Origin of the sequence: Helicobacter pylori (genome assembly GCF_015904775.1) — a bacterium.
Taxonomy (GTDB): Bacteria; Campylobacterota; Campylobacteria; order Campylobacterales; family Helicobacteraceae; genus Helicobacter; species Helicobacter pylori_DM.
Map to the genome: position 1 here is coordinate 1 of NZ_JADZNC010000018.1, position 23,469 is coordinate 23,469.

Annotated in this window: 26 protein-coding genes and 1 pseudogene; 1 reads left to right on the forward strand and 26 read right to left on the reverse strand. The window is 38.6% G+C overall.

The genetic code is table 11. The features are described 5' to 3' along the window. Positions 1 to 63: 63 nt before the first annotated feature. From I6852_RS07265 to I6852_RS08295, 3 genes are all read right to left on the reverse strand, one after another. A complete protein-coding gene (locus I6852_RS07265) occupies positions 64 to 546 on the reverse strand; it encodes a hypothetical protein (RefSeq protein WP_197292004.1) in 483 nt (160 codons plus the stop codon). 117 nt (positions 547 to 663) lie between these two features. After that, the gene (locus tag I6852_RS08290; RefSeq protein WP_414735723.1) at positions 664 to 1,677 is read right to left on the reverse strand and encodes a PBECR3 domain-containing polyvalent protein; all 1,014 of its coding nucleotides are present in this window, start codon (positions 1,675 to 1,677) and stop codon (positions 664 to 666) included. A gap of 45 nt (positions 1,678 to 1,722) precedes the next feature. Further along, positions 1,723 to 3,267: a DUF3519 domain-containing protein gene (locus tag I6852_RS08295; RefSeq protein WP_414735722.1), complete on the reverse strand. Its 1,545-nt coding sequence runs from the start codon at positions 3,265 to 3,267 to the stop codon at positions 1,723 to 1,725. Between the two features lie 82 nt (positions 3,268 to 3,349). On the opposite strand from I6852_RS08295, the gene I6852_RS07280 reads away from it, so the two are divergent. After that, entirely contained in the window at positions 3,350 to 3,550 is a 201-nt protein-coding gene (locus tag I6852_RS07280) for a hypothetical protein (protein ID WP_197292977.1), read from the forward strand. 245 nt (positions 3,551 to 3,795) lie between these two features. On the opposite strand, the gene I6852_RS07285 is transcribed toward I6852_RS07280, so the two are convergent. The 23 genes and pseudogenes from I6852_RS07285 to I6852_RS07395 all read right to left on the reverse strand — a co-directional run bounded on the left by I6852_RS07285 (position 3,796) and on the right by I6852_RS07395 (position 23,468). Continuing rightward, the gene (locus I6852_RS07285) at positions 3,796 to 4,566 is read right to left on the reverse strand and encodes an HP1117 family Sel1-like repeat protein (RefSeq protein ID WP_097706046.1); all 771 of its coding nucleotides are present in this window, start codon (positions 4,564 to 4,566) and stop codon (positions 3,796 to 3,798) included. Positions 4,567 to 4,831: 265 nt separating this feature from the next. Beyond that, positions 4,832 to 6,535, reverse strand: a complete 1,704-nt coding sequence (gene ggt, locus I6852_RS07290; protein ID WP_197292003.1) for a gamma-glutamyltransferase — start codon at positions 6,533 to 6,535, stop codon at positions 4,832 to 4,834. A gap of 210 nt (positions 6,536 to 6,745) precedes the next feature. After that, positions 6,746 to 8,566: a flagellar hook-associated protein FlgK gene (flgK, locus tag I6852_RS07295; RefSeq protein WP_197292002.1), complete on the reverse strand. Its 1,821-nt coding sequence runs from the start codon at positions 8,564 to 8,566 to the stop codon at positions 6,746 to 6,748. A 1-nt stretch (position 8,567) separates the two neighbouring features. Beyond that, positions 8,568 to 9,002, reverse strand: a complete 435-nt coding sequence (locus I6852_RS07300) for a hypothetical protein (RefSeq protein WP_000260871.1) — start codon at positions 9,000 to 9,002, stop codon at positions 8,568 to 8,570. A gap of 78 nt (positions 9,003 to 9,080) precedes the next feature. After that, positions 9,081 to 9,833 (reverse strand): annotated as a pseudogene (locus tag I6852_RS07305) (PDDEXK family nuclease). Next, on the reverse strand, positions 9,826 to 10,791 hold the full coding sequence (gene dcm / locus I6852_RS07310) for a DNA cytosine methyltransferase (RefSeq protein WP_197292001.1): 966 nt from the start codon (positions 10,789 to 10,791) through the stop codon (positions 9,826 to 9,828). The pseudogene I6852_RS07305 and the gene dcm overlap by 8 nt, the downstream one beginning before the upstream one ends. A 143-nt stretch (positions 10,792 to 10,934) precedes the next feature. Next, positions 10,935 to 11,138 carry a flagellar biosynthesis anti-sigma factor FlgM gene (locus tag I6852_RS07315; RefSeq protein ID WP_001864146.1) on the reverse strand — a complete coding sequence of 68 codons (204 nt, stop codon included), beginning with the start codon at positions 11,136 to 11,138 and terminating at the stop codon, positions 10,935 to 10,937. A gap of 63 nt (positions 11,139 to 11,201) precedes the next feature. Further along, positions 11,202 to 11,408 carry a hypothetical protein gene (locus I6852_RS07320; RefSeq protein WP_001014529.1) on the reverse strand — a complete coding sequence of 69 codons (207 nt, stop codon included), beginning with the start codon at positions 11,406 to 11,408 and terminating at the stop codon, positions 11,202 to 11,204. Between the two features lie 31 nt (positions 11,409 to 11,439). Then, positions 11,440 to 11,997 (reverse strand): FKBP-type peptidyl-prolyl cis-trans isomerase, encoded by a 558-nt coding sequence (locus I6852_RS07325; protein ID WP_197292000.1) that lies wholly within the window; start codon positions 11,995 to 11,997, stop codon positions 11,440 to 11,442. Continuing rightward, entirely contained in the window at positions 11,984 to 12,979 is a 996-nt protein-coding gene (locus tag I6852_RS07330) for a tol-pal system YbgF family protein (protein ID WP_197291999.1), read from the reverse strand. Before I6852_RS07330 ends, I6852_RS07325 begins: the two co-directional genes overlap by 14 nt. Positions 12,980 to 12,986: 7 nt before the next feature. Next, entirely contained in the window at positions 12,987 to 13,526 is a 540-nt protein-coding gene (locus tag I6852_RS07335; protein ID WP_197291998.1) for an outer membrane protein Omp18, read from the reverse strand. 66 nt (positions 13,527 to 13,592) lie between these two features. Then, on the reverse strand, positions 13,593 to 14,846 hold the full coding sequence (gene tolB, locus I6852_RS07340; RefSeq protein WP_197291997.1) for a Tol-Pal system protein TolB: 1,254 nt from the start codon (positions 14,844 to 14,846) through the stop codon (positions 13,593 to 13,595). Further along, on the reverse strand, positions 14,843 to 15,667 hold the full coding sequence (locus tag I6852_RS07345) for an energy transducer TonB (RefSeq protein WP_197291996.1): 825 nt from the start codon (positions 15,665 to 15,667) through the stop codon (positions 14,843 to 14,845). The genes tolB and I6852_RS07345 overlap by 4 nt, the downstream gene beginning before the upstream one ends. A gap of 18 nt (positions 15,668 to 15,685) precedes the next feature. Then, entirely contained in the window at positions 15,686 to 16,087 is a 402-nt protein-coding gene (locus I6852_RS07350; protein WP_001105106.1) for an ExbD/TolR family protein, read from the reverse strand. A 51-nt stretch (positions 16,088 to 16,138) separates the two neighbouring features. Next, on the reverse strand, positions 16,139 to 16,708 hold the full coding sequence (locus I6852_RS07355; protein WP_128058246.1) for a MotA/TolQ/ExbB proton channel family protein: 570 nt from the start codon (positions 16,706 to 16,708) through the stop codon (positions 16,139 to 16,141). An 11-nt stretch (positions 16,709 to 16,719) separates the two neighbouring features. Continuing rightward, positions 16,720 to 17,091 carry an ATP synthase F1 subunit epsilon gene (gene atpC, locus I6852_RS07360; protein WP_001196325.1) on the reverse strand — a complete coding sequence of 124 codons (372 nt, stop codon included), beginning with the start codon at positions 17,089 to 17,091 and terminating at the stop codon, positions 16,720 to 16,722. 10 nt (positions 17,092 to 17,101) lie between these two features. Next, positions 17,102 to 18,502, reverse strand: a complete 1,401-nt coding sequence (gene atpD, locus I6852_RS07365) for a F0F1 ATP synthase subunit beta (protein WP_001861912.1) — start codon at positions 18,500 to 18,502, stop codon at positions 17,102 to 17,104. A 32-nt stretch (positions 18,503 to 18,534) separates the two neighbouring features. Beyond that, positions 18,535 to 19,440, reverse strand: a complete 906-nt coding sequence (gene atpG / locus I6852_RS07370; RefSeq protein WP_000002159.1) for an ATP synthase F1 subunit gamma — start codon at positions 19,438 to 19,440, stop codon at positions 18,535 to 18,537. Between the two features lie 14 nt (positions 19,441 to 19,454). Next, on the reverse strand, positions 19,455 to 20,966 hold the full coding sequence (atpA, locus tag I6852_RS07375; protein ID WP_197291995.1) for a F0F1 ATP synthase subunit alpha: 1,512 nt from the start codon (positions 20,964 to 20,966) through the stop codon (positions 19,455 to 19,457). Positions 20,967 to 20,988: 22 nt separating this feature from the next. After that, positions 20,989 to 21,531, reverse strand: a complete 543-nt coding sequence (locus I6852_RS07380) for a F0F1 ATP synthase subunit delta (RefSeq protein WP_197291994.1) — start codon at positions 21,529 to 21,531, stop codon at positions 20,989 to 20,991. Further along, positions 21,532 to 22,047: a F0F1 ATP synthase subunit B gene (locus I6852_RS07385; RefSeq protein ID WP_000498432.1), complete on the reverse strand. Its 516-nt coding sequence runs from the start codon at positions 22,045 to 22,047 to the stop codon at positions 21,532 to 21,534. It abuts the gene before it with no gap. 3 nt (positions 22,048 to 22,050) lie between these two features. Further along, positions 22,051 to 22,485 carry a FoF1 ATP synthase subunit B' gene (locus tag I6852_RS07390; protein WP_180427281.1) on the reverse strand — a complete coding sequence of 145 codons (435 nt, stop codon included), beginning with the start codon at positions 22,483 to 22,485 and terminating at the stop codon, positions 22,051 to 22,053. Between the two features lie 110 nt (positions 22,486 to 22,595). After that, complete coding sequence (locus I6852_RS07395; RefSeq protein ID WP_108507112.1) at positions 22,596 to 23,468, reverse strand: ParB/RepB/Spo0J family partition protein; 873 nt, start codon at positions 23,466 to 23,468, stop codon at positions 22,596 to 22,598. Position 23,469: the final 1 nt, after the last annotated feature.

Consider the following 23,469-nt stretch of genomic DNA (forward strand, 5'->3'; position numbering starts at 1 on the left):
AATTCGTTAGTGATTTCTTTCACTTCTGGCTGTTCTTTAATTTCAAGCGCGCTATTAGGTAGATTAGGGTAATTCATCAAAACCTCCATTTACCAACAATTCCACGATCAGATAATCAATAATCACCACTGCACAATCTCTTTTATTTTCTCTGTATTGCTTCACAAGTGATAAGCATTGCTTGGCTCGTTCAATTGGCTTTCCTAGCAAGTGAGTAGCGCTATCACGCTCGCATGCTTCTAAAAAATCGCGCATGGTTTTGTTTTCATCTTGCTTATCTCTAACGACAAACGCCCAAACTTCACCAATAGCATTTTTAAATTTAAACGCTAGCGGGTAATTCTCTACACTCTCGGCGGTCTTTACTAATATTGAAAATTGATCGCTCTCGCTGTCAAACATTTTTAAAATCGCATTTGTAAGGGTATCATTGGCTTCACAAAAATGCTTCAAGAATGTTACAACTTCTAATCCCAAATGTTCGGCCTCTTGGTAAAAAATATCATAGGCATCTCTTGCGCTCTGCCATTTTTCAAATAACTGCATTTCTTACTCCTTGACTTTTTCAAGCTTTTGTTTTATAGTTTCAAAATACATTAGCTTTATCAAATATGTCTAGCACTCAGCTCATAACTGATGGTCAATTGCTATTCTGAGATTTTGCTAATGTTTTTTATAGATCAAACTATCCTTATAATTTCCTCTTGCCTTATACATGGTTTTTAGCATTAATTCATTCTTAGCGTTTGATACTTGCTCCACCACTACAAAAAATCCATTAATTTGATTAAAACTCGCTACTACCGGTCTGTTTTGATTATCTTTTAGTTTTAAGGTTTCATTAGCTTGTTTGGATAATTCTCTATAGTTGGCTATGTCTTCATGCGTTAAGTTTTTGTGTTCTTTTAGGATGTGGTTAATAGCTTGATAGTCAATAACCGCTCTTGCATCATCTGGATATTTCAATCGTAAATCTTTAGCAAAGCGTGGATCTATCTTTTCAACAGCTATTCGTTTATGATTTTTTTGAATGTATTTAACCGCTTCTGCGTTTAAATTTTGCATTCCTAAAATAGGCATAAGCTTTCCAGTTCGTGGGCTTTCATCAATAAGTTTTTTAATTTCATCATTACCTAAATTTGTATCACTAGTTTTTCCTTTTATCCCTTTCTTGTTTTCTTTTTGCATGTCCTTTACGGCTTCTATCAAGCGCGTTAAGGTAGGGTTATTTTCGTTCGGCTCTCTATTCACCATTAAAAGGTAATGCGTAAAATCGTAAATATCAATATCTTTAAATTCTTTGCTATTAGGATCAAACATGTCTTTTGTAACATCGGCGATCTTAAATTCTTTCAAACCTTTTTTAATGTTTTCGCTTCTTAACGCTTCAAATAGCGCTTTTGAAGGATCATCAAACCTTGCAAATCGTGCGATCGCTCCTCCTAAAATCTCGCTTATATCGCTCGTAGTTTGATCGCTCTTTTCAAACATTTCTAAAGAGTTCGTTTTATAAAATTTTTCGCTCAAATCTTTCAAACTTTCGCTCGTGCTTTGATAGTTCTTTAAATTCGCAAAACTGCGATCCATAATATCGCTTAAATAAGCGTTTAAACTCACCTTAGGGAAATTCATGTCATGGATTAAATTGTGAAAACTCCCGGTATTATCTACAAACATTTTTTTTACTTTTTCATAGCTTTTAATGTCGTTTGAAAACTCTTTCTACCAGCGGTTGAGTAATTCTATCCCTTGCGTCTTGGTTCGTGGCATGTTAAACATGAGAAGTGCGAGGTTACTATCGCCTACATTAGGATGAGTCGCTTTGTCAAAATTCAAATTTTTAGCGACAATGTTTTTTAAAGAATAAATGCTATCAGCGTCTAATTTTTGGTCTAATTCTTTCAACTTCGCTTCATAGTGGCTTAAAACCGCTATTGCATGATCGCTCTCGCTGTTAAATCTTCCTTGATTGCTTGAAGCCGCTAAATTGTTGATCTCGGTGTTGTTTAATCTATTGTGTGGCACGCGCACTAACAGCTCGTCTGGTTTCAAATCAATGTTATAGTATTCCTTGATCGCTTTCTCGTAAATATGACGGCTTTTAGGCGTGAAATTCAGCATGCCTTGGATGCGGTGGTTTCCTGCGATCACTTGCCCATCATGCAGGATAATCGGTAAATCTTCAAACCCTCCGCTCCCAAATATCTTTTTAGGGTCAAAATTTTGCGAAATGCTTTTGATCTGCTCTTCGTTCATGTCGGTGCGTTTTTGCGTCCCGCCTGTGGTAAAGCTTGGCTTTAAGTCTTTCGCTTTGACTATCGCATAATCTAGATCGTAAATCTCTCGTTCGTTTAGCCTTACTCTACTCTTTGGGATCTGCGCTTGTATTTGAGTGGGTATATCCTCTCCTACTTCAATTTTAGTCTGGCTTTCAATGTTGCCTGCATTCCCTCGCTCGTGTTCTAATTTTCGTTTTAAGGCGTCTTTACGCTTTGTTTCTTGCTCTTTGGCTTTTAAAAATTCTTGTTCGCTTTCTAACCTTTCGCTTTCTAACTTCGCAAGCTTTTCGGCGTTGGCTTGTTCTAAGGGGGATAAAGACTCTTGCGTTTTAAGCGCGTTTGTGGTAGGATTAGGTTCTACGGAGTTTAAAGAATGAATGTCCTTTTCTTTAGTGATTGCTTGCGAGGTCGGAAAATGCGTGGGCTTCTCTGTTGTATCTCGTAATTCATAACTGCTTATCACCCAATGGTTTTCTAAATCTTTGTTATTCCATGTGTTATTTAAACCTACTCTCTTATTTCCATAATCCACAAACACGCGCCCTAAATGATCCGTGCCTTTAGTGCCTTTCTCTAACACTTCAGGGATAGATTTAACGATATTTAAGGCGTATTCTTTAGCTTCTGCTTCACTTAAGCCATCAGCAAGCGCTTGCTGTTCTCTTCGTTCTAATACATGCGCTAACCCATAACCTACGCTCTCTTTAGTCTTTGGCGTTCCCCAAACAAAATCAATCCCTCCTAAATCGTCCCTATACGCTGCACCTGCGACTTGTCCGTTTCGCTCTTGTAATAATTTCTCTAACGCTTCCTTAGGCTTTAAGGCAAACTCTGGGTAGTTCTTGCCAAACTCTTTGAGTGGGGTTGTAGCGTGTTGTAAATCGCTCGCTTTCTTGCTTAGTTCTTCGCTGGCTTGCTTGATCCCGTTGTTAAGCTCTTCAATGATTTTAAGCGTGTTGTTGGAAAATTTAGCGTTTTGTGCGCTCAAGTTTAAATTTTTACTAAATTCGCTTATAGAGTGGCTTCTCTCAAGCGCTCGTTTAATGTGATACTTTAAGGCCGCTCCTGCGGTGGCTTCGTTTAGGGCTTTGGGGAGTTTAATCCCTAAAATGCGATCGGGCGCGTTTCTGTATAGCGTTCCTAGCGTGAATTTAGTCCATTGGTATTTTAACGCTCCGCTTAGAGTGGTCGCTAAACCTTGGCTTAAATTTTTAGTAGTGGCTGGCTTTAGGCTTTCGGCAATCTTTGCGTCGTTTTTAAAAAGCTTATGAAACCCGCTCGCTATTGTTTGGAGTTTGTAAATTTAGGGATTTGTTAAGACAAGGGGAATATTTAGGCGAGACAAACAAAGCAAAGTTATAGCAAGCAATGTTTTTTTGGCTAAAGTTTTTAATATAAAGTCGCTTAGCCATGAAAAATACAATATCTTTAATCTAATCGCTTCAAATCAATTGTTCAAAAAACACGCTATCTAACATAAAACAAAAAATCCTTGAATCAAGCCCAAGTTTGAGAGTCATCGGCTTGAAGTATTCTTTTTCTTACAATTTTTATCAATGTCAAAATCGCATGCTTTTTGCATGTATTCTTCAGCTTTTTGTTTATCTTTTTCCACGCCTAACCCATACCGATAAGACTCTGATAACCCTTCATAAGCCCTAGAAGAACTCATATCAGCCGCCATTTTATAATAGACAATAGCCTTGTCTTTGTCTGGCTCAATACCCAATTGATCATTCCCACTATAATAAATATCCCCTAAAAGGATATAAGCTTCTACATTACCCTTATGCATCGCTTTTCTAAAGCACTCTGTCGCTTTCGCATAGTTGCTTGGAACGCCCCTACCCTCCATATACATGATGCCTAAGTTTATATAGGCGTTAGTATAGCCCTTCTCTGTAGCTATTCTAAAATATTCCACGGCTTTCTTTTCATCTTTAGGCACGCCCCTACCCTCTTTATACATCACGCCTAAATTGTTATACCCTCTAGGTATATCATTATCAACCGCTTTTTGAAAATATTCAGCCGCTTTCTTGTAATCTTTAGGCACACCCCTACCATTTTCATACATGATCCCTAAAAGAACATAAGCAAGCGGCTCGCCATTTTTAATAGCGCTCTTATAAAAAGAAGCCGCTCGCTCGTATTCCTTATTATTATAGGCTTCCTCCCCTTTATAAATATAATTCCCTTTTTGTTCAAGGTGTTCTGCACCAAGAGCGCTAAATAAACATAAACTTGCCAAACAAATCTTCAAGGCTAATTTGCTTGCGTATCCCATTGTTACTCCTCTGCTTTAATAAGATCAAACATAATGTCAATGGCTACCAATCTTAAAAAAGAAACTGCATGCGTCCTAGAACTAGCAAACATTCTCAAACCCCATTCTGCACACACCATTTTAGATCTAATGTCATCTCTTGTAATGAGAAATTTTACACTATTTTTATAAATCTTAAAACTAAATTTAAGATTTTCTCGCTAAAAAAGTCCCCCCCCAAAAAAATAAGGCTAAATAGGATTAAAAACCCGCATATGACAAAGAATTAAAATTCTTTCCTTGGATCCGTTGATCCATAGAAAACGCTCCCTTTAGTTTTAGGCAAAACTTGGATCGCATTCACATCGCCCATAACCGGCTTAGTAACAATCTGATAGCCCATTTTAGTGAGGTTATCTTTCACATCAGCGGGCATGCCAAACTTTTCAATCCTTAATTCATCAGGCAGCCATTGCATGTGGAATCTAGGGGCTGAAACCGCTTCAGAAATATTCATGTTATAATCAATGACATTAGAAATCACTTGCAACACCGTAGTGATAATCCTAGACCCTCCAGGGCTTCCCACCACCAAAAAAACCTTATTGTTTTTCAACACGATCGTAGGCGACATGGAGCTTAAAGGGCGTTTATTGGCTTCAATCGCATTCGCATCGCCCCCCACTAAACCATAGAGATTGGGATTCCCTGGCTTTATGGAAAAATCATCCATTTCATTGTTCAATAAAAACCCTGCCCCATCAATACTAGCAGCGCTCCCATAAGAGGCGTTAATGGTGTAAGTAACGCTGACCGCATTCCCCCACCTGTCCGCTACAGAATAATGCGTGGTGTTGCTCCCCTCGTGCAACTGCCCCATTCCTGGTTTGATTTGAGAGCTTGGCGTAACCGTATCTGGCTGGATAGTATCAAAAATCTTTTTGGCATACGCTTTATTAATCAATTTATCCACCGGCACCGAAACAAAATCAGCGTCTCCCATATAAACCGATCGATCCGCATAAGCTTGGCGCATCGCTTCTGCAACGATATGGATATTCTTAGAAGCCCCATACCCAAGAGCGCTTAAATCCGCATTCTCCATGACATTTAAAATCTGGATCAAATGCGTGCCTCCCGAACTTGGTGGCGACATAGAAATGATCTTATACCCACGATAACTCCCTATTACGGGTTTGCGCCATTTCACATTGTAACTGGCTAAATCTTCTTTAGTGATAATCCCTCCATTTTTTTTCATGTCTTTTTCAATCAAATCAGCGACTTGCCCTTGGTAAAAGCCTTTAGCGCCTAGCGTTTTGATTTGATTCAAAGTCTTGGCTAAATCTTTTTGGACAAACAAATCCCCTTCTTGATAATCAAGATGGCCTTTTTTAAAAAAATACTTTTTGCTAGAACTGTATTTTAAAAACCGCTCCCTTGCTTCTTTTAGGGTTTCTGCTTGTCTTTGTGAAATCACATAACCATTTTCAGCCAATTTAATGGCAGGATCAATGAGTTGCGATAGTTTTTTTGTGCCGTATTTTTTCAACATCGCTTCCATGCCCGCCACCGTTCCAGGAACCCCAGCTGCCAAATAGCCATCTTCGCTGAGTTTAGGGACTACATTGCCTTGCTTGTCTAAAAACATGTTCTTAGTGGCTTTTAAGGGGGCTTTTTCTCTAAAATCTAAGGCAACATTTTCACCATTAGCCAAATGGATAACCGCAAAACCCCCACCACCAATATTGCCTGCTGCAGGATGGACGACCGCTAGAGCAAAACCTATCGCTACAGCCGCATCAATCGCATTACCTCCATCTTCTAAAACCTTTTGCCCGATCTCACTAGCTAGCGGGTGGCTAGAAAGGGCTAAGCCTACTTTAGTGTTTTTAATGGGGGGGTAACTCGCTGCGCTCAAAGGGCTTAACAAACCCAAAGAGAGCGCTATCACGCCCAAGCCAATCGTCTTTAAAAAACTCCGTCTCATCTGTTTTCCTTTCAATCAGTTACGCTTAAAATTTCGTTGTTATTATAACACAAGCTTTACAAAACACCCTCTCGCTTATAGCTTATATGATGCTATTAGCCATTATCGTTTGAGTGTTGGCTATAAAAAAGGCTCAAAAATGAGTTTTAAAATAAACAGAGTTTAAGAAATAAGTTAAATAGGGCCTATTTGATAAAAACGCTAGGAAACTTATTGTTTAATCCCCAACAGAGTGTCTATCATCCGATCAATGGCGGTAATGACCTTAGCGTTAGCCGCATAACCGCTTTGAAACTTGATTAGATTCAGCATTTCTTCATCCACGCTCACTTGCGAAATAGAGAGTTGCTCTTTTTTAATGGTCTCTAGCATGCTTTGTTTGGTGTCCAAAATACGCCCTGATTTTTCAGCGTCCGTGTTGATTTTACCGGTTAAAAATTGATAAAACTCGCTGATTTTCATGGGTTTAATGTCAAACTTGTCGTTATAAAAATCCACGCTGTCGTATTGCAATTGCTGCATCATGTTCGCCACATCAAAATTCCCGTTAATGGGGGCAAGCCATGGGCGGATAGTGGTAGGCTCTTTTTTGTATTCTTTATTCAAGCTGATATTAGAAGCGTCATCGCCTTGAAAAAAAGGGTTGAGCTTTAACGCCCCCATAAAATTCGTGCCGTTATCTTTCATAGAGACAAACAACCCTTGCGAAGCGTTTTTAGGCTGGATAACAAACTTTTTAGTCTCATTGTTAAAGCTCGATGTGAAATAATCATCAAAATCGTTTTCGGTATTGTTGTCTTGATTGTCATCGGTGTTAGCGTTAATGGCTTGGATAATATCGTTCATGGTTGTAATGGGCGTGATAGTAATGGTTTTTCTGGCGATTTCTTTACCATCGGTATTGTAAGCGATTAAGTCAAACGAGCCGTTTTTGATATTGTAGTTAGTGTCTTTAAAGGCTTCATCGCTATTAAACTCCACCGGCTCGCCCTCAATATGATGACTCGCGCTTTGAGCGTAAATCGCATTAGTGGATTCTATCAAGCCCCTAGCAAAAGAATCCAATAAATCAATATAATCTTGCAATTTGCCCTTCAAAGTCCCGTTAGAGCCGTCATTATACACATTCAATAACGCCCCCACTTTTCCCTGATTGAGCTTGTCAGTAATATTAGTAACCTTAAAATCATCGCTTTGAAAATAAACCTGGTTCAAACCCCCTTTATTTTCGGATTCTTTAACCACCAAAGGATGGAAAATAGAGCCATCAATGATATTGAATCCATGCCCGATATTAAGGTTATAGCTCTCATCAAAATCCGCCGAGTCTTTATCGGTGAGCGAACTAGTTTTAATGCTGCTTTTAAAAACATTCCCCCCTAAAAGCTCTCGCAAATGGAATTCCAACTCATCTCGCTTATCCCTTAATTCATTCGCATGCTTTAAGCTTTTGTTATTTTCCACTTCTTTAATGCGTTTGTTGATTTGAGCGATTTGAGAACCCAAGCTATTGACTTCTTTAATCACGCTTTTTAATTCTTCACTCGCCTTATGCTGTAAGGTCGTTAATCTTTCTCTGGTGTCTTTAATGTTGTGCGTTAAAGCTTCTGTTTTTTGCGCAAGGGCCTGTTTTTGAGCGGAGTCTTTGGCGTTTTTAGACAATTCTTTCCATGAGTTAAAATAATCTTGCAAATCCGTAAAAAGGCTCGCTTCATCAATATCCGGAAAATACGCGCTCGCTTCTTTTAAATGCGAAAACTCTGTATCGTAATAAGTGTTTTCGTAATTAGCCTTCGTGTAACGAGAAAAAACAAACTCATCATGCACCCTTTCAATGGCTGTTACATCCACGCCCATATTCACATTTTTAGTGCCATACATGTAAGCCTCTTGAGGCTTTGCAATCACACGCTGACGGCTATAAAATTCATCGCTGGCGTTAGAAATGTTATTCCCAGTAACATCCACCATGCTCTGATGGGCTTGTAGGCCCGTGTAAGAAGCGTTGAGTGAAGATAAAATCCCGCCCATTTTACGCCTGCACTCTTAAAAAATGGCTCCCCACATGCCTAGAGCCTTTATAATCGCAAGTGTCATGGGGAATGATTTGTTGGATGAGCGAAGAATAAAACTCAGAAACCGCAAACGCCATGCGCGAATAAATCAAGTTTTTTTCTTTCAAAACAAGCAAGGACTCTCGCATTTGGTTTAAAAAATCGCTCGTTTTTTCGTCTAACAATTCACTCATTTCTTTATTGGGGAATTGGTTTTTTAAAGACAACATTTGTGCATCTATATTTGCTTTTTCTTTTTCAAAAGCTTGAATCGCTAGCTGTTTTTGATGGTTTCTTTCAAAAATTTCGGCATGTTTAGCGAGCTTGATGTCTCTTATATCGCGCTCGGTTAAATCAATCAATGCTTTCAATTGGTTGAGCGCGTTTTCTAAATGAGAATGTAAAACGACCATAACAAATCCTTTAGCTCTTGTTTCAGCCGTATTCAAGCAAATACTATGCCATTTTAGAGTTTTACTATCAGCAAATACTTAGTCCAAAAGTTCTGTAGGGTCAATTTTAAACTGCAACATGTTTGCACTTTCTCTGCCATTATCACCTCCCTTTCTTTGAATAGTAATTCTTCCTATTTTGAGTGAGCCTTTTTTGCTTATTTCTACACTTCCATCATCAAAATAATGTTGCATGACAACATTAATATTTTTTAAAGCCCATTTTATATCAAAATTAATTGCTTGTATGACTAACACCCATTCAGCACTAAACTCACCCCTACCTTTTAAAATATCAGAAACAATCAGCATTTTATTGTCATTTAACCATGCTAATAATTCTTGTTGTTCTTTATGAGAAAATTCATTAATAAGCATTCTTTTATTAGGATATTTTATATCTTGTCTTGTCGGCTTTAACTCTCCTGTAAAATAAGCGAATAATTGATAAATATTAGGGGGAATATTCCACATTTCTTGATAAGATTTGAGCTTTCTTTTATCAATTTGATTAAAACCTTTTTGATTACTCACTAATTTAACTTATATATTCTCGCTATCTAAGGCTTGTTTTAATTTAATTTGAATGATGACATTTATATCGGCTTTATACCCACTAAGCACATTCACTTTAACATATTCAATCTTATTTAAATCATAGCCCATAATCATTAACCAAATTTGTGCATCTCTATCATTAGAGTAATCATTGAATTTTTGTGCGACTTTCTTTTCGTTTAAAAAACCATTTTTAGCAATGAGTGAGCCAAAAAAACTTGTATGACTATTCATTAGAAACTGCCTTTAACATTTGCTGTGTGATAGCAGCAATCACATTCACGCTCATCGCATTCCCTGCTTGGGATAGCAAATGGCTTTCTTTAAAGTTAGGATTATCTTTAATCTTATCGATCAAATCTCTAGGAAATCCTTGCAAAAGCAAGCTTTCAATAGCGTTTAATTTTTTGATTTTGCCTTTTTGGGTATAAAACAAACCATGCCGAGAAGTCCTTAAAGTAGGAAAAACATTAAAATACAACCTTAAATCAGATTGTCTTGTGTCTAAAACGGCGTTTTCTAAAGTTAAAATATTCTCTAAAAAAACCCGGTTATGGTTGTATCGGTTGTGCAAGTATCTTTGAAATGCAGCGTTACTCACATCCAAATAGCATTCATTATCAGCGTCTAAAAAATCCTTAAAACAATAATCATTGGCTAAACCTAAAGGGAAATGAAATGGGTGTTTCAAATCCTTCCTAAACCCTACGATATAAAGGCGTTCCCTCTTTTGGGCTAATTGGAAATCAGCGCTGTTTAAAATTTGATAATAAGTTGTATAGCCTGCTTCTTGCAAGGCTTTTATAATAATATTAAAAGTTGCCTTTTTATTATGATTGATCAAGCCTTTAACATTTTCAAGCAAGAAAAATTTGGGCTGTTTGACTTTTAAAATGCGAATAAGCCCATAAATAATCGTCCCTCTTTCATCTTCAAGCCCCTTCCTTTTGCCATTAATAGAAAAAGCTTGACAAGGAAACCCGCTAACTAACGCATCAAAATCGGGTAAATCATTAGGATTGATTCGCATCAAATCCCCAAAATTATGGGTATCTTTAAAAAATAATTCATAAGTCCTAATGGCTTCATGATTGATTTCGGCATGCCCTACGCATTTTAAATGGCATTGCTCCAAGCCCAAACGGCCTCCACCAATACCAGAGCAAAAATCCATAAAAGTTAAAATCCCCAATCAATCATTCCTAACACACGACTAAAAACATGCCCTATTTAAGAAAGCAACAAACTCATTTTAAAACACAGAGAAACTAAAATTTAATGAAAAGCAAAATCACAGCAAGAATAAACCCCCTAGAAATGAAGCCCTTAAACCCCCTAGCTTATCCCCAATAAATCCTGTGCCATTTTGTGAGAAGTCTCATGCAAGTTGATTTTATACTGGTTATTTTCAATAGCTTTCTTGATCTCAGCTACCCTATCAAGAGCGGCCTCATTGTTTTCAACTTTTTCATTCTTTTCCACACGCTTGTAATTACCCAAAGACTGCACCGGAGCAAGAGAAGAAACGGCATTAATCATTGTAAAATCCTTTAATTTGATATTCATTCCATTACAGCAAGTATCGGCAAAAAAGAAAAAAAGTTAATGGATTTTTGAAATCTGTTTTTGCAATTCCTTACCAAATTTCTTGGTGGTGGTGATGGGTTTTTTTCCGGTTTCTGCCACAGAGCCAAACGATTGCGATTGCAAACTTTTAAACATAAAAAACATTAAAAAAATTAAAATATAGCAAAATAAAAAAAAGCAAATGGTAGGGAATAGCCAATTTTTGAGGTTAGAACCATTCATGACCTTGCCTTTTAAATACTCCTATACCCTACTACCCATGCGAGCATGAGCAACCACAACCCCCACCTTTCTTTCCGCCATGACCCCCATGACTGCCACAGCAACCTGTCCCACCGCCATGGTGTGAAGCTAAAATTTCTTCTTCGCTCACTTCCCTAAAACCTAAAACCTTGAAACGAAACGCTAAAGTTTTCCCGGCTAACGGGTGGTTATAATCCACCATCACATGCGTGTTGCTAAAGTCTTTGATAGTGGCTTGAATGGTTTGGTTGTCTTCAGTTTGCCCAAAAACGCTCATGCCTTTTTCTAGTTCAATGCCTTCAAATTGCTCTCTAGGGACTTCTTGCAAATAGCTGCCTTCATAAACCCCATAAGCTTCCTCTGGGACGATGACAATCTCTTCCCACTCGCCAATTTGAGCCTTTAATACCGCCTTTTCTAACCCTGCTATGATCTGATTAGCGCCTATAATAAACTCTAAAGGCTCTTTAGAAATATTGCTGTCTAGCACTTCGCTAGAGCCTTGTTCTCTCACTTCATATTCAATCAAAGCGGCTTGTTTGATTGATTCTAAATCATGGTTTTGCATGGTGGTGTTTCTCCTTGTTTTCTAAGATTTTTTGCGCCATTTTAGCTTGTTCGCTTGAAGGATACAAGTGCTGCAAAGTGTTTAAAAATTTATAATAGTTTTGATCGTCTTTGATTTTTTTAAACGACCATGCCGTATGCCACAAAAGCACAGGCATGTAAGACGCTTTTTTATTTAAAAGAGCGCTCTCTTTGTAATACTTGATCGCTTCTCTGTATCTCTTTTCTCCATAAGCCACTTCTCCAAGAACATAACGCACATAATAAAGTCTGTAACTATTGGCTTCTAACCACAACAAACGCTCTTTAGCTTCTGCATAGGATTTGTTTCTAAAAAAAGACAGGGCTTCTTGAAAGATCTCTTTTTGCTTGGACAGATCTTTATCAAACTCCACTTTCGCCTTTTCTTGGGTTTTTTTCTCTTGATTTTTTGGGGCTTCGGCTTTTAAAGAGGGGTTTTTATTGGCCGGAACGCTTGATTTGAGTGGCTTTTCAGCTTTTTCCTCTTGTTCTTTGAGCGCTTTTTGGATCAAGGCGATTTGTGAAACCAAATCCTGGCTTAACTTGGTCAATAATTCACTCATCTCTTTATTTTGCTTGTCTAACTGCTGGATAGCTTGCTGGTTAGTGCGAATCTCATTCCTCAAATCCTCCAAAGTTTGCGATTGTTGCTTTAATGTGTTAGCCTGCACTTCTTGCGAAGCTTTTAAGGCTCGCAAGGATTCTTCTTGGGAAAGGATAGCGCTATTGAGATCTTTAATCTTATTAGCCTGCCCCTCATAAACGCTTCTCAAACCCTCTTGAGCTTGAGTGTTAGCCTCTACTTGCGAATGGATTTTGGTCAAAATATTAGAAAAATTCTTACTATTGATTTGCAACTGCTTGAGTTCTTTTTTGGTGGCTCCGCTTTGTAAATCAAACGCTGAAGGCTCCCCATTGAGAAAAAAGGGAGCGACAAAAGGGATAAAAAAAAGCCTTTTCATCCTAGAATTACTTCACTAATTTGACATCCACTCTTCTGTTTTCTTTGTAACATTCTCTAGTTTTTTGGGTGCATTTGGGTTTGGTTTCACCAAAACTGATGGTTTTGATCATATCTTTTTCTACCCCTTTAATGGCTAAAGCGTTTTTCACGCTCAAAGTCCTTTTAACGCCAAGCGCTTGGTTGTATTCGCTAGAGCCAAATTCATCGGTATTGCCTTCCAAAAGCACTTGCATGTGGTTTTCTTTAGCTTTCTGCACGATCTCATCTAAAGTCTCTTGATCGGATTCTTTGATCTCATACTTGTCAAAATCAAAATAAATAGAAGCGATGATAGTCCCACTCTCAATAGCCGGCTTTTCTTCAACCACTGGAGCTGGCTCTTGTTTAGGCTCTTCTTTCTCTGGAGCTGGTTCTGTAGTAACAGGTACAGTCTGAACCGTTTTAGCACTCACATCGCCAGCCACAGTCTTATTATCCATTTTATGACTACAGCCAGCTACCAATAAAAAAGCTACCAAGAAACTAAATACAGAAGATCTCTTCATTATAAATTCTCCAAGAATCAAATTTTAATAAGTGTAAATATTAACTCACATTCGCTTAATTTAACCTTACCAATCAAAGGCTTGTATTTTCACATTCTTTAAAGGGAATAAAAAACTCTGATTATAATCTAGCAAAATAAGCCCCATGGCGTATTCTTGAGGCGTCTTTTTGATATACATGATATTTCTCCCATCCGTAGAAAAACGAGGCATCTGGTTAGAGCCATTCACGGTAAGCCTGCGGATATATTTGCTGTTTAGAGTGATCAGATTCAAATTAAACACCGTTTTGCCAAATTCATTAAGGTTTTCTCGGCTCACATACACAATACTATCTTTATAAGCGTCAATGGATTCATTGCTTCTTCCTTCATAAAGGAGTTGCTCCGCACTTTCTTTTAACCCCAATTTCTTCATGTAGATGTTAGGATAACCGGATCTATCCGAAACAAAAGCCATAGACTTGTCATCTTCTAAAAACACTCCTGAAACATCTATCCCAGGATAGCGCGTTATTTTAGTTTTAGTTTTTTTATGCGTGTCATACAAATACACATCCGGTTGGCCATCAGGGGCTAAAGACATTAAAATTTTAGAGCCATCAGAACTCACGCTAGAGACCACAGCCATTCCTTGAGAGCTAGCGATATTCTCATGAGTGGCTTTTTGAATGTTGTATTTTAAAATCATGGGCGTTCTTTCGCCATACTGCGTGTAATAAAACTCCGTTTGCTCAGCGTTCGCCCATTTAGGGAAGATATTGAGTCGGTTGTTTTTGATGATTTCTTTTTGATAACGCATCGTATAATCGGCTAAGGCGATGTTTGTGATTCCTGGTCCAATGTATTTAGAAAAAACAATAAGGCGCTTCATCCAAGCGATAGAAGGGGCTTTTAAATAATTGTTCACCACAATGGCCATGTTGTGCGCTGCAAAAGGGTATAGATCTAAACTTACAATGGGGTAGTCAAAAGTCTTTTTGAGCGTTCCTGTATCCACATCATAAAGTTTTAATCGTGAAATTTTATTGCCGTTTTCTACCGCCACGCTCACCAGCGCTACAAGATGGACTTTTTTATCTTTGAGTTCTGCGTAATTGATAGCGCCTTGATCCTTGCTTTGAGAAACATCAAAATGCTGGCTAGTCTTTAAATCATTCGCCAAGACTTCATGCAATTTTAAAGCGTAATTGGCATCGTTATCTATAGAGTAGCGCACTTCAATCTTAGGAAGTTTTTGAATGGTTTTAATAATATCTAGTGTTTTATCTGTTGCAAAAAGCCCTATAGTGTGTATTAAAAAAAGCCATAAATACCTCATTGTTCTTCCTTAGTGGTGAAATTAACTTGAATAGAAATCATGTTTCCTCCCGGGTATGGGGGGAAATCCACTTTCTTTAAATCATTTAAAAGAGTCATCACACTCTTGTTATAATCCTTAAAATCAGAGTAGCTAAGAATGGTATAATCAAACTCCCCATCTTTAGTGATCATAATCAGCGCGCTCACTGAAGCCTTGTGGTAAAAAACCCCTTTCCAACCTTTATATAAAATCTGATAGATTTGAGCGTACCACTCTTGATAAGCCTTTTCATCAACCCCATCTTGTTTAGGGATTTGCAAATCTAAAGTTTTGTTTTTAACGCTTTCTAATTTTTGCGTGAATTGATTCAAATTTTGTTGCAAACCTTTCAACATCTCTTGGTTTTCTTGGTTTTGTTTCAAGCGTTGTTGCTCTCTTAAACGCCTTTGCTCTTCTTCTTGCTCATTTTTTTGCTCTTCTTTTTGGGCGTTTGTGTCTGTCTTTTCTTGAAAATCATTGAGTGAAGAAAAAATATTTTCAAGGCTTTCTTCTTGCTCTTTAGGATCAATAAAATCGCCCTCCTTATCAGTTGCATTTTTTTCAACTACTTTTTCATCTTTTTTTTCTTCTGCTTTTTCAGCGATTTTTTCATCTTTTTTTTCATCGCTTGGCAAATCTTCTAAATTCAAATCAATGACTTGTTCGTTTTTTTTGCCCAAATCTAAAAGGATTTTCTCCGCTTCTTTATTGTGCTTTTCTAGCAACAAACCATATAATAACAAAGCATAGAGCAAGAACGCTAAAAAGCCAGAAACAACAAAGATCGCGCTCTTACTCATGCAAATTAGCCCTACTTTTTAAGGACTTGTGATTAAAGAAACTTTTAAAAAACCCGCTTCTTTAATCGTTTTTAACAAATAAATCACTTTGTCATAAGTCAATCGTTTGTCCGCGCGGATACTAACCCTAGTATCTTTATCGTATTTCTTAGAAAGCAAGTTGAAAGTATCCGGGAAAGAGTTGTATTCATAGGTTTGACTATCTATATAGATTTTTGCGTCTTTATCCATGCGGATCTCTATCATTTTATCTTGAGTGGCTCTAGCAGTTTTTGAACCAGAAGGCAAAGCAATCTCTTCTTTATAAGTGAGAGTGGGCGTCGTTACCATAAGAATAGCCAATAAAACAAGCATCACATCCACTAAAGGCGTGATATTGAGTTCTGGCTTGTCTTCATCCCAATAGTTATCATAATTCATAAAAACCTTCTAACTCCCTATTTAAGATATTTATAAAATCCCCTTAAAGCTTTATTTTTTAGAAGACAAAATATCCACTTGCATCTGCACATAAACCGATAAATCATACACCTTGCGTTTTAAAATCAAGTAAAAAGAATAGGCTGGAATGGCCGCTAAAATACCTGCAGCGGTGGCGATAAGAGCCTTAGAAATAATGGGTGCAATCACCCCAAAAGAAGCTTGACCTAACGTGCCCAAATTGTTAAACGCTTCTAAAATTTCAACCACCGTCCCAAACAAACCAATAAAGGGGGCTGTAGAAGAGATAATGCTTAATACCACTAAACCTGTCGTGCTTTGTTTAAGAACTTGATGTTTCCAAGCCTGCAACAATTCATTAGAATACCTTTTGGTTTCATCATTTCTTTTTTTATTAAACATAAAATGCTCTGGAGCGTCTTGCGCTCCATTAAGAATGTTAGACAAAGATTGCATCTCGCGCCTGAGTTCAATCTTTAACACAATGCTTTTATACAAAAAGACCCATAAAGTCATCACCAAATAGAGCGAAATCCAAACTAAAACAAGCGTGGTAACAAACCCGCTCTTATTGAAAAAATAAACGATTGAATCCAACATGATTATCCCCCTTAAAGAGACTCAATCTTAGCCAGCACGCTAGAGACCGCTAACCTGTCAGAGCTTGCGTCCTCTAAAAGCTTTTTAGCCCTAGAGATAGCATCATCTCTATCATCTGATCCTTTTTTAATAAAGACCGCTCCATCGGCTAAAATATCCACCCGTTCATTAGTAACTTCCGCATAGCCCCAATTGATCGCAATGTGTTCTTTTTGGTTTTCGGTTTCAATCTCAATCACTCCCGCTTGAAGCAAGGTGATCATGTTGCTATGCCCATAAAGCACCCCAAATTCCCCTTCAACTCCTGGCAACACAACGCTTTTAACCTCTCCTGTATAAACTTCCCCCTCAGGAACTACCACACTAATTTTCAACAAAGCCATCACAAAACCCTTAGGAATTTTTCATGTTTTTAGCTTTTTCTAAAACCTCTTGAATGCTACCCACCATGTAAAACGCGTTTTCAGGAATATGATCGTATTTACCTTCTAAAATCCCTCCAAAGCCCTCTAAAGTCTCTTGGAGAGTCACGTATTTACCGGGACTTCCCGTAAACACTTCAGCCACAAAGAACGGCTGGGATAAAAACTTCTCAATTTTTCTGGCCCTTTCAACCGTTTTTTTATCCTCTTCGCTCAATTCGTCCAATCCCAAAATCGCAATAATATCTTGCAAATCCTTGTATTTTTGCAAAACTTGCTGGATACCGGTGGCGATTTCATAGTGCTTCTCGCCGATCATTTGAGGACTTAAAATCCTTGAAGTGGAATCCAAAGGATCAACTGCAGGATAAATCCCTTTTTCAGCGATCTTTCTGTTCAATACCGTAGTCGCATCTAAGTGCGCAAACACCGAAGCAGGAGCTGGGTCAGTTAAGTCATCGGCCGGCACATATACCGCTTGAACGGAAGTGATAGAGCCATTTTTAGTGGAAGCGATACGCTCTTGAAGTTTCCCCATTTCCCCGGCTAGCGTGGGCTGATACCCCACCGCTGAAGGGATACGGCCTAATAGCGCACTCATTTCCGCACCGCTTTGAGCGTATCTAAAGATGTTGTCAATGAACATCAACACATCTAAGCCCTTTTCATCACGAAAATACTCCGCCATCGTCAAGCCGGTGAATGCGATGCGATTCCTTGCGCCTGGTGGCTCATTCATTTGCCCATAGCACAGCGCGACTTTGTCTAAAACGCCCCCTTCTTTCATCTCAAAATACAGATCGTTCCCTTCTCTGGTGCGCTCCCCCACACCTGCAAACACCGAATACCCGTTATGCTTATAAGCCACATTGTGGATAAGCTCCATAATGATCACCGTTTTCCCTACGCCAGCCCCGCCAAACAAGCCTACTTTACCGCCCTTAGAATAAGGTGCGAGCAAGTCAATGACTTTAATACCGGTTTCAAACATTTCTGTTTTAGTGCTTTGCTGCTCAAAACTAGGGGCTTTTCTGTGAATGGGCCAAGTTAAGGACGGCTTAAGCGGCTCTAAATTGTCAATGCTCTCGCCCACAACATTAAAAATACGCCCTAACACTTCTTCGCCCACAGGCACTTCAATCATTTTGCCGCGAGCTTTGACTGCCTGGTTACGCACCAAGCCTTCTGTCATATCCATAGCAATCGCTCGCACCCGATTACCGCCCAAATGGGCTGCCACCTCTAAAACTAAAGACTTTTGAACACCATTGACTTCAAAATTAATGTCTAACGCTTCAAAAATCGCCGGCAGATAGGATTCAAACTCCACATCTACCACCGGGCCTAAAACCTGAATGATTTTGCCTTCCATCGCTTTCATCGCTCCTTATTTTAATGTAATTTTTATTTTAGGGCTTCTACGCCCGCATTGATTTCCACTAGCTCGGTCGTAATCGCCTCTTGTCTGGCTTTATTATAAGAAATGGTTAAAGTTTTAACCAAATCTTTAGCGTTATTTGTCGCTGTATCCATAGCCTGCATTCTAGCGCTATGCTCTGCAGCTAAAGAATCAATCAAAGCATAGTATAAACTATACTCTACATATTTTTCTGCTAAAGAGTCTAAAATTTCATCTTCGCTCCCGCTTGGCTCACTAGTAATGGTCTCTTGCGTCTCACTAGGCTGGGGGTTTTGGTGGATGATTTTATACCCAATAGGCAGAATCGTTTTCACTCTTATTTCTTGACTGATCATGTTTTTAAAGCCATTATGAATGATAATCACCTTATCGGTTTTCCCACTCAAATAGTCTTCTACCACTTTTTTCATAAACTCTTGCGCGCGTTCATAATTAGGCATAGAGCTTAAATTATTGATCTTGTCTAAAACCTCTATCCCATTAAAGCTAAAATACTCATTACCCTTTTTACCAATACCTCGCAAACGCACCTTAATGTCTTTAGCTTTGTATTCATTCGTGCATGCTAAAACCTTTTTAATGGTATTGGTGTTAAAGCCCCCACAAAGCCCCTTATCGGCTGTGATGAAAATAATATCCACTTTTTTGATTTCAAGTCTTTCCAGTTCCCTAAAATACTTGCTTTGAATGTCTTCAATCCCTTGATTTTTCATCTTGGATAACACATCATCAAACACAGCGTCTAGCTTCAATGCATACGCTCTGGAATTTCTTGCAACTTCTTCAGCTTTTCTTAGCTTGGAAGTGGAAACGAGTTTCATCGCATGCGTGATTTTTTGCGTGTTTTTAACGCTTCCAATTTTCTTTCTAATGTCTCTTAAATTCGCCATATTCTAGCCGTCTCCTACTCGCTATAAGTGAGCTTAAATTCCTCTAAGACTTTTCTTAGCATGGCTTCCAAATCCTTATCTAGCACTTTTTTAGTGTGGATCTCTTCTAAAACTTGAGGGTATTTTGCTTCCAAGAAAGGGTGCAGTTGCTCTTCAAAATCCACGACTTTTTTCACGCTCACGCTATCTAAAAAGCCCTTAGCCCCAGCATAAATAATGACCACTTGCTTTTCAATAGGCAAGGGCGAATAAGGGGCTTGTTTCAGCACTTCCACCATGCGTTGCCCCCTTTCTAATTGCTTTTTACTCGCTTCATCTAAATCAGAAGCGAATTGCGTGAAGGCTTGCAACTCTCTGTATTGCGCTAAATCCAGGCGCAAAGTCCCTGAAACCTGCTTGGTCGCTTTGATTTGAGCGGCCCCTCCAACCCTTGAAACCGACAAGCCCACATTAATAGCCGGGCGGATCCCTGAATAAAACAAATCCGTTTCTAAGAAAATTTGCCCGTCTGTAATAGAAATGATATTCGTAGGGATATAAGCTGAAACATCGCCCGCTTGAGTTTCCACAATAGGGAGCGCGGTCAAAGAGCCGGCACCCTTTTCATCGCAAAGTTTAGCCGCTCTTTCTAAAAGCCGTGAGTGGATATAAAACACATCTCCAGGAAAAGCCTCCCTGCCTGGGGGTCTTCTCAAAATCAAAGAAATCTCTCTGTAAGCGACAGCATGCTTACTCAAATCATCATAAACGATTAGGGCATGGCGGCCATGATCTCTAAAGTATTCCCCCATAGCCACACCTGAATAAGGGGCTAAATATTGCATTGCAGCTGAATCTGAAGCCGAAGCGTTGATCACGATGCTGTATTCCATCGCCCCATATTCTTCTAATTTGCGGACCACTTGCGCGACAGTGGATTCTTTTTGCCCAATAGCCACATAGATACAGATCACATTTTGCCCTTTTTGGTTAATGATCGCATCGATCGCTACGGTGGTTTTACCGGTTTGTTTATCCCCAATAATCAATTCCCTTTGCCCGCGCCCAATAGGCACCAACGCATCAATGGCTTTAATGCCAGTTTGTAAAGGCTCATGCACCGATTTCCTGTCCATAATGCCCGGGGCTTTTTGCTCTATTAGGCTAAACTCATTCGTTTCTATCTCGCCCTTGCCATCAATAGGCTCACCCAAAGCGTTCAACACGCGCCCCACAACCGCATCGCCAACAGGAACTTTCATCAAACTCTTCGTGCGTTTAACGCTAGTCCCCTCTTTAATATTATTGCCAAAACCAAACACAATCACACCAACGCTATCTTCTTCTAAGTTAGCCGCAACGCCTTTATCCCCTGTTTCAAACTCCAGCACTTCATACGACATCACACCATTTAAGCCATAAACCTTAGCCACACCATCAGCGTATGAAACGACTTTTCCTACTTCAGCCATATCGCAATCAAGTTCAAAATTCTTGATTTTTTCTTCAATAACCGAGCTGATTTCTTCCAATTTTAGTTGGGACATTATCTTTATCTCCTTAGATTGATTAAATAGATTGAATAACCTGTTTTTCTATTTTCTTTAAAATCTCTTCTTTAGAAAAGCCTATTTCTAAATCCAGGCTTGAAACGCTCAAAGAAACCCCTTTTTTAGACCAAGTGTCTTGAGCGATTTCTACAGGAGCGTTAAAACGCGCTTGCAATTTTTGCTGCACGGCTTCTAGTTCATTATTTTCAAGCTTTTCTGGGACTAAAAGCGTGGCTTCTAAAGTCCTTTTAGAATCAAAGGACAGCTCTTCAGTGATCAATTCCAACACATCAAGCCGGTTATTTTTTAACACCACTTCCATTACAGGCTTTAAAACTGAACATGCTTTTGTGGAAGTTATTTTTTCTAAGATTTCAAACACAACCTCTTTTTTAACTTTTAAAGAAACATGAGCTAACACCTGGTTGAGTTTGTGCAATTTTATGGCTTCTGCTGCATTTTTAAGCCCCACAACAATTTCTTCCAATAACGCTAAATCGCCTTTAGTGTGGTTTTTCAACGCCTTAGCATAATGCTTAGAGATCACTTTTAAATCTTGCATTTAAAGCCTTTGTTTCAAAATATTCACGCAATCTTGCGCATTGAAAGAGACTTTTTTGCTCTCTCTTAGATCTTTAAAAACGCTTTCAACCAGCTCTCTTTTGATCTTTTTAACTTCTAAATCCATCAACGCCTTAGAATTTTTGATCAAATTTTCCACATCCATTTTGGTTTGCAATTCGTATTTTTGCGTGATCGTGTAAGCTTCTTTATTCGCATCAGAAATAATTAATTCAGCTTTTTCTTTGGCTTGCTCTAATTCTTTAAGGAGTTTTTTCTTATTTTCTTTACTCACTTTAAGTTGGGCTTGAATTTCTTCTAAGCGTTTGGAAATTTCAAGGCTTTTGGAGCGTAAAAATGAACGCAGTTTTTTAGCCAAAAAATACCACAAAATCCCCGCAAATAAAAGGAAATTTAAAGAACGCTCTATAATATCTGTTTGTGAAATATCCAATCCAGTAGCGCACAAAGGGCTTAAAAGGATCAAAAACCCTAACACCATTTTAACTACAAACATTCATCAACTCCCTAAACCCATAGCCACACGCTTGTTTAACTCGTCTTCAAATACCGGCATTTGCACTTGCAACTGCTCTTTTAGTGCTTGCTTTTCATTTTGTAATTGCTTTGCAAACGCTTCAAACTCTTGATTGAGTTCGTTCTCTTTTTGCTTGATCACAGCGTCATAGGACTCTGCAGCTTTTTGAATCGCTTCTGCTATCATTTCCCTACGCTTTTCAGCCGCTTCTTTAAGAAGAGTCTCAATTTGATGGCGGATCTCCACGCTTTGGGTGTTATCCGTTTTGATTTTAGCCAAGCTATCCTTTATCTCTGCCTGTCTGTTATCCATAAAAGCCAACAAAGGCCTATACACCCAAACATTCATCGCCCACAGCAATAACACAAACACCACAAAAACGACCGCCATTAAATAGGGGTTAACCGATATATTCATAACCTATTTCTTTCCTAAAATCCTACAAAATATTTGAAACTCGCATTTGTTATAAAAACATTAACTCTATCTTAACAAAAAATCGCTTAAAATTTGAGGATATTCAAGCGTTAAGACATCATTTTTTTCATAAAAGCCTCTAAAAGAGAATTTTCATAACATCGTAAAATGATTTTATTCCCTTTTAAAGCCGCTTTAAGCTTGTAACGATCCCACAAACTTTGATTAAAGCGTTCTAATTCATCTTCAGCGATGAGCGTTTGGGTTTCTTTGAAACCATGTTTTTTATTGTCAAAATTTGCGTTTATTTTAAAATCACGCGCTAAATCTTCTGTCTGACGCACGCTGAGTTTCTGCCCTATGATGGAATTTAAAATCAATTCTTGTTTTTCTTCATCCAAACCCACCAAAACTTTTGCATGCCCTGAAGTGATTTTTTCTTCTAAAAGAGCGTTTTGAACCTTAGAAGAGAGCGTCAATAAACGCATGATATTAGCCACATGGGCTCGGGATTTTTTAACGATTTTAGACAGCTCTTCTTGGGTCATTTGATAGCTTTCAAGCAATTCCTTATAAGATCTAGCTAACTCCAAAGGGTTTAAATCTTCTCGCTGGATATTTTCAATCAACGCCACTTCACGCATTTTTTCTTGCTCAATATCCACAACAATCGCTTTAATCGTAGGCATTTTAGCCAATTTGCTCGCTCTTAAGCGCCTTTCACCAGCGATCAAATGGTAACGCCCGTTCTCACTCACCACTAAAACCGGTTGCAACAAACCATGTTCTTTAATGGATTGCGCTAATTCTTCTAAAGAATCTTCGCTAAAGATTTTTCTGGGCTGGTAAGGATTAGGCATCACCTCATCAATACCAAGCTCCACAACCCGATTCGCTCTTTCATACAGCCCTTGCTCATACACTTCATTGATCTCAGGGAAAATATCCGCTAAACCCCTACCCAACACTTTATTTTTTGCCATA

Excerpts from the sequence above, each read along its gene's own strand:
- I6852_RS07265 (WP_197292004.1), bottom strand. The coding sequence starts at position 546 with ATGCAGTTATTTGAAAAATGGCAGAGCGCAAGAGATGCCTATGATATT.
- I6852_RS08290 (WP_414735723.1), bottom strand. The coding sequence starts at position 1,677 with ATGTTTGTAGATAATACCGGGAGTTTTCACAATTTAATCCATGACATG.
- I6852_RS07285 (WP_097706046.1), bottom strand. The coding sequence starts at position 4,566 with ATGGGATACGCAAGCAAATTAGCCTTGAAGATTTGTTTGGCAAGTTTA.
- ggt (WP_197292003.1), bottom strand. The coding sequence starts at position 6,535 with ATGAGACGGAGTTTTTTAAAGACGATTGGCTTGGGCGTGATAGCGCTC.
- flgK (WP_197292002.1), bottom strand. The coding sequence starts at position 8,566 with ATGGGCGGGATTTTATCTTCACTCAACGCTTCTTACACGGGCCTACAA.
- I6852_RS07300 (WP_000260871.1), bottom strand. The coding sequence starts at position 9,002 with ATGGTCGTTTTACATTCTCATTTAGAAAACGCGCTCAACCAATTGAAA.
- I6852_RS07315 (WP_001864146.1), bottom strand. The coding sequence starts at position 11,138 with ATGATTAATGCCGTTTCTTCTCTTGCTCCGGTGCAGTCTTTGGGTAAT.
- I6852_RS07320 (WP_001014529.1), bottom strand. The coding sequence starts at position 11,408 with ATGAATGGTTCTAACCTCAAAAATTGGCTATTCCCTACCATTTGCTTT.
- I6852_RS07325 (WP_197292000.1), bottom strand. The coding sequence starts at position 11,997 with ATGCAAAACCATGATTTAGAATCAATCAAACAAGCCGCTTTGATTGAA.
- I6852_RS07330 (WP_197291999.1), bottom strand. The coding sequence starts at position 12,979 with ATGAAAAGGCTTTTTTTTATCCCTTTTGTCGCTCCCTTTTTTCTCAAT.
- I6852_RS07335 (WP_197291998.1), bottom strand. The coding sequence starts at position 13,526 with ATGAAGAGATCTTCTGTATTTAGTTTCTTGGTAGCTTTTTTATTGGTA.
- tolB (WP_197291997.1), bottom strand. The coding sequence starts at position 14,846 with ATGAGGTATTTATGGCTTTTTTTAATACACACTATAGGGCTTTTTGCA.
- I6852_RS07345 (WP_197291996.1), bottom strand. The coding sequence starts at position 15,667 with ATGAGTAAGAGCGCGATCTTTGTTGTTTCTGGCTTTTTAGCGTTCTTG.
- I6852_RS07350 (WP_001105106.1), bottom strand. The coding sequence starts at position 16,087 with ATGAATTATGATAACTATTGGGATGAAGACAAGCCAGAACTCAATATC.
- I6852_RS07355 (WP_128058246.1), bottom strand. The coding sequence starts at position 16,708 with ATGTTGGATTCAATCGTTTATTTTTTCAATAAGAGCGGGTTTGTTACC.
- atpC (WP_001196325.1), bottom strand. The coding sequence starts at position 17,091 with ATGGCTTTGTTGAAAATTAGTGTGGTAGTTCCTGAGGGGGAAGTTTAT.
- atpD (WP_001861912.1), bottom strand. The coding sequence starts at position 18,502 with ATGGAAGGCAAAATCATTCAGGTTTTAGGCCCGGTGGTAGATGTGGAG.
- atpG (WP_000002159.1), bottom strand. The coding sequence starts at position 19,440 with ATGGCGAATTTAAGAGACATTAGAAAGAAAATTGGAAGCGTTAAAAAC.
- atpA (WP_197291995.1), bottom strand. The coding sequence starts at position 20,966 with ATGTCCCAACTAAAATTGGAAGAAATCAGCTCGGTTATTGAAGAAAAA.
- I6852_RS07380 (WP_197291994.1), bottom strand. The coding sequence starts at position 21,531 with ATGCAAGATTTAAAAGTGATCTCTAAGCATTATGCTAAGGCGTTGAAA.
- I6852_RS07385 (WP_000498432.1), bottom strand. The coding sequence starts at position 22,047 with ATGTTTGTAGTTAAAATGGTGTTAGGGTTTTTGATCCTTTTAAGCCCT.
- I6852_RS07390 (WP_180427281.1), bottom strand. The coding sequence starts at position 22,485 with ATGAATATATCGGTTAACCCCTATTTAATGGCGGTCGTTTTTGTGGTG.
- I6852_RS07395 (WP_108507112.1), bottom strand. The coding sequence starts at position 23,468 with ATGGCAAAAAATAAAGTGTTGGGTAGGGGTTTAGCGGATATTTTCCCT.